Here is a 4,293-nt window from a genome sequence, read left to right as displayed (position 1 = left end):
AGATAAAAGATATTGTAGGATATAAGCTATTAGACAGTATGACTAAGTATATGAGAAAGCATGGTTATAAAGTTGAAAATAATATTTATGTCTTAAGAGATGACATTTGTCATCAAGGTAATGATACTGAAATTTCAACAGTTATACAAAGTGATGACAAAGGTATGACAAGAAAAAATACATTTAATATAAAGCAAGATATGATAGATATTATAGAGCATAAAGATGAAATTTTTGGTATGCTTGAATGGTTTAAAAATCGTGATGACAAGGGTATGACAGAAGTCATTGAAGTTATAAATGAAGGCATTAAAATTGACTTACCAGAAAGTGAAACAACTAGAACTACTATAAGAATAAATAAAGTTATATGGGAAGAGTTTGATGTATTCTGTAATGAAAATAAAGAGTTTAATAAGCAGGATCTTATGGCTCAAGCATTAAAAGATTTCATGAAAAATAATAAATAGGATTAATTTTATAGGGAGTGAATAATAAAGGTGTCAAACTCAAAGGAATGTAAGTTAAATGATTTAATATTTGAGTTATTGGAGAAAGAATATAATTTTAAGGATGTTATAGTTAATTACTTTAGAGAAGATTTTCCAGAACTTAAAGATGAAAAAGATTTGTTGTATCAATCTACATTAGATGAAATTAAAAGTACAATAGATAGATGGAAAAAAGTATTAAAGCTAGATATAAATCAAGAAAATATAGATGAATTTTTTGATTTAATAAGGTACATGAAGTTAAATAAATTAGATTTAAGAGAAATAAGCAAAGAAGAAAGTATTATAGATTATATAAAGCTATTTGTTGAACTTCAAGAAAATTCGTATAAGCAGTATTACAAATCAGCAATAGAGGTAAGTGCGATGGCAAATAATATGAGATTACAAGATGCTCATAAGGATATAGAATTACAAAAAAGCAAATACATAATTTATAGTGGGCACTATGAAGAAGTAGGTGAAATTATAAATCATATATGGGATAGAGTAAATGATTTATCTTACGCTATTATTATGAATAGAGAATTAAATAATATTGACTTAAAAACAATATTAAGAACATATGACTATGAAGGTAATAAAATGGATACTATTAGGCTACTGTATATGCATGAGGAGCAGAGTGAATTACTAATGAGTAAAAGGTTAGATATAGACAAATTTATAGATTCGGAACGGTTATATCTAAAAAAAGGTGAAAAGCTAGCTCAAGAAAATATTAATAAAAATACATGCTATAGAAACATGTATCTATATTTAGTCAGAAAATATTTTAAGAAAATACATAAGTCAGAAATTAAATGTATTGAAGAGTTAACTCAAGATTATAAGTACAATATTCATAATAAAAAAATATATAATTTAAGTGATATTAGTGAAATTATATATAATAGTCAACTAAGCATTGAAAAAAGAGAGTACAAGCAGATAAATTCTTCTATAAGAGATAGTTTTAGAGAATATGGGTTAGATAAAATATTCAAAAACGAAAACGCAAGTGAATATAGTATCAGAAGAAATGAAGTAGAGTTATGTTTAGCATACTATGAGTATATTTCAAATCGCAAATTAAAAAAAACTAATTTTTCAAAAGTAAATGAATTTGAGCGATTTAAAAATATAAAAAATCAGATTATATCTGTAAGGGCAAAAACAAATCAAAAAGATGAAGATATATATAATTTAGTTAAAGAATTTCAAATTATGATGAGTAATTCGATAGATTTTGTGTTAAGTAAAATCAATGTAGAAAACCAATATTCAAAATTTACACAAATCGAAGATGAGTTAGCACATATTAAATTTATAGTGGATATGAAACTTATGCATTTAAGGATTGAGGGCGATGAAACTTAATATGAACGTTTTTGATATGAAATGAATTAGGTGATAAACTCTATTTAGTAAAATTAATAATAGAGGAGAGATCTTAATGAAACAAGTAACAATACAACCAAAAGAGATAGTATATGAACCAGGAGAACTAAGTTCATATATACAAGGAATAAAAGGCAGAGAAAATTATAGTCATTCAACAAGAGGAAAGATATACAATGGTGAAGGTGGAGTTAGAATTATAAATTTCTCAACTGTTACTATATATGGAATAATAAAAGATAATAATAAAGAAGTTGGAATAGATATAGATAAAAGAAGTATATTAGATGAATTTGAAAGAAGTAATTTTACAGAGAAGTTTTCACAGGATTTAACAAATAATTTACCAGATGAAATTACATTAGTAGAAAATGATTATGGTAAATTTGAAATATCTGAAACTTCATGTAGAGAGATATATTTTAATATGCATCCTAAAAAAGCACAAAAGAGATATGGTAATAAGTAAAAAATAAACACTTACTATTAAGGTAAGTGTTTATTTTTTTACATTCGACAAATTTTGCTAAATAAATTAGAATAGTTTATATAAAAATTAAAAAATAAATAGATTCATTTGAATTAAATATATTGAAATTACTTACATAAATCTATTTATTTTCTTTTAAAAAGTCAAGTTTGAGCCATCAATTACCATCATGATAAATAAATATAACGTAAAATAAATCCAATCAATCTCTATAAAACAATTACATTTCTTGCATCTATAATTCTATACATCTCAATACCAGGGGACGACGAAATACGTGTGAAAATCGGACACTTCTACTCTAGACACGTTGATATAACTAGAGTTCATTCTTTATTTTTATATTTTTAAGTACAATATATCAAATATTATTACACTCACTTTAGAAAAATGTAGCAATATCAATGTTTTCAATAACTGTTTCAATATATATAGACTACTTTTGGTATGTTTCAAATATTAATTTGTTATAGTTTTGAAATGTAAAATTTAGTATTTTATCTATATTTCAAAAAGTAAGCTTTTTGAAGTTATAAAGTTAGTAATTACAATACTTATAAGAATCATGTGTCCTTTTTTAACACGTATTTCGTCGTGTACCCAATACCACCTTAATTTTAAACTTTTTATAATATTTTAACCAGCACAACAAATTAATTATATCAATAGGGTACACCTTATTGGTATAATTAATTTGTCATGGAAAAATCAGTGTTTGAACTGTCCCATAAGACTTGTATCAGAATGGAGGAAGACATTTGAGAAAAATAGGATACGTTCGTGTGAGTTCACAGGACCAAAATGAAGAACGACAAATAAAACAACTAAATGAAATTGGAGTAGATTTTATTTATCAAGAAAAAGTATCTGGGGCAACTATGGATAGAGATAAACTTAATAAGATGCTTGATGAACTTAAGCCTGGAGATATAGTTTTTGTAACGGATCTTACAAGAATTACAAGAAGCACAAAAGATTTATTTTTATTAATTGATAAAATCAAAGATAAAGGAGCAAACTTAAAATCCATTAAAGATACATGGTTAGATTTATCAGAAGATAATCCATATAGCCAATTTTTGATAACTGTAATGGCAGGAGTTAATCAACTTGAAAGGGATTTGATTAAAATGAGACAACGTGAAGGTATTGAAATCGCTAAATCTCAAGGTAAATACAAAGGAAGAGTAAAGAAATATCATAAGAATCATGAAGGAATCAACTATGCTGTCAAGTTATATCATGAAGGAAATATGACGGTTAAGCAAATATGTGAAATAACAAATATATCAAGGTCTTCTCTTTACAGAAGATTAGATGAAGAGAAGCAAAGTTAAGTATATAGAAAATCACTCAACCAGTTGGAAACATCGGATAAAATTGCCTTATCGTGTAAAATTCGCATTTTCCTGATACTACCTCTATACTATACACATATTTATTTTCTAGCCGAGAATACTCGTGTATAAATTTATCTATGAGAAGTGTGTCAATTAAGTATTGTAAAGAATTTGAGTATCATAGTTTAATGCAGAATTTCGGAAAAAACGCAAATAGATTTTATATTATATAACTATGAAATAACTAAGTTATTTCATAGTTATTTTTATATTAAAAAATAAATAAAACTATGATAAAATAGAATTATAACTAAAAAAATAATAGGAGGAAAACTAATGAAAACTAAGTTAATAACTTACTTTAATATAAAAGGCGGTATTTACAAGACTTCTATGTCAATAATCACTGCCTATGAATTAGCAAAGGATAAAAATAAAAGAATATTATTATGGGATTTAGACTTACAAGAAAATCTTACTCAGTATGTATATAAAGTGAACCATGAAGATAAAACAACTATAGATATAGTGGATGGATTAAGTGCAGAAGATGTAATTGTGAAGTGTCCAA

The 4,293-nt window shown here is 25.5% G+C and carries 5 protein-coding genes; all 5 read left to right on the top strand.

From position 1 onward, the window contains the following. A partial coding sequence (locus CHF27_RS13385) for a hypothetical protein (protein ID WP_115976311.1) occupies positions 1-470 on the top strand: 470 nt, incomplete at its 5' end. 30 nt (positions 471-500) lie between these two features. Beyond that, on the top strand, positions 501-1,871 hold the full coding sequence (locus CHF27_RS13380; protein WP_095406514.1) for a hypothetical protein: 1,371 nt from the start codon (positions 501-503) through the stop codon (positions 1,869-1,871). Positions 1,872-1,947: 76 nt separating this feature from the next. Next, on the top strand, positions 1,948-2,361 hold the full coding sequence (locus CHF27_RS13375; protein ID WP_095406515.1) for a hypothetical protein: 414 nt from the start codon (positions 1,948-1,950) through the stop codon (positions 2,359-2,361). 779 nt (positions 2,362-3,140) lie between these two features. Then, the gene (locus CHF27_RS13370) at positions 3,141-3,719 is read left to right on the top strand and encodes a recombinase family protein (protein WP_095406516.1); all 579 of its coding nucleotides are present in this window, start codon (positions 3,141-3,143) and stop codon (positions 3,717-3,719) included. 339 nt (positions 3,720-4,058) lie between these two features. Continuing rightward, the coding region (locus CHF27_RS13365; RefSeq protein WP_147294095.1) for an AAA family ATPase at positions 4,059-4,293 on the top strand (235 nt) is incomplete at its 3' end.

The organism is Romboutsia maritimum (genome assembly GCF_002251085.2).
GTDB lineage: Bacteria > Bacillota > Clostridia > Peptostreptococcales > Peptostreptococcaceae > Romboutsia_B > Romboutsia_B maritimum.
The sequence above is the reverse complement of the archived record's forward strand: the minus strand, read 5'-3'. Positions and strand labels throughout refer to the sequence as shown.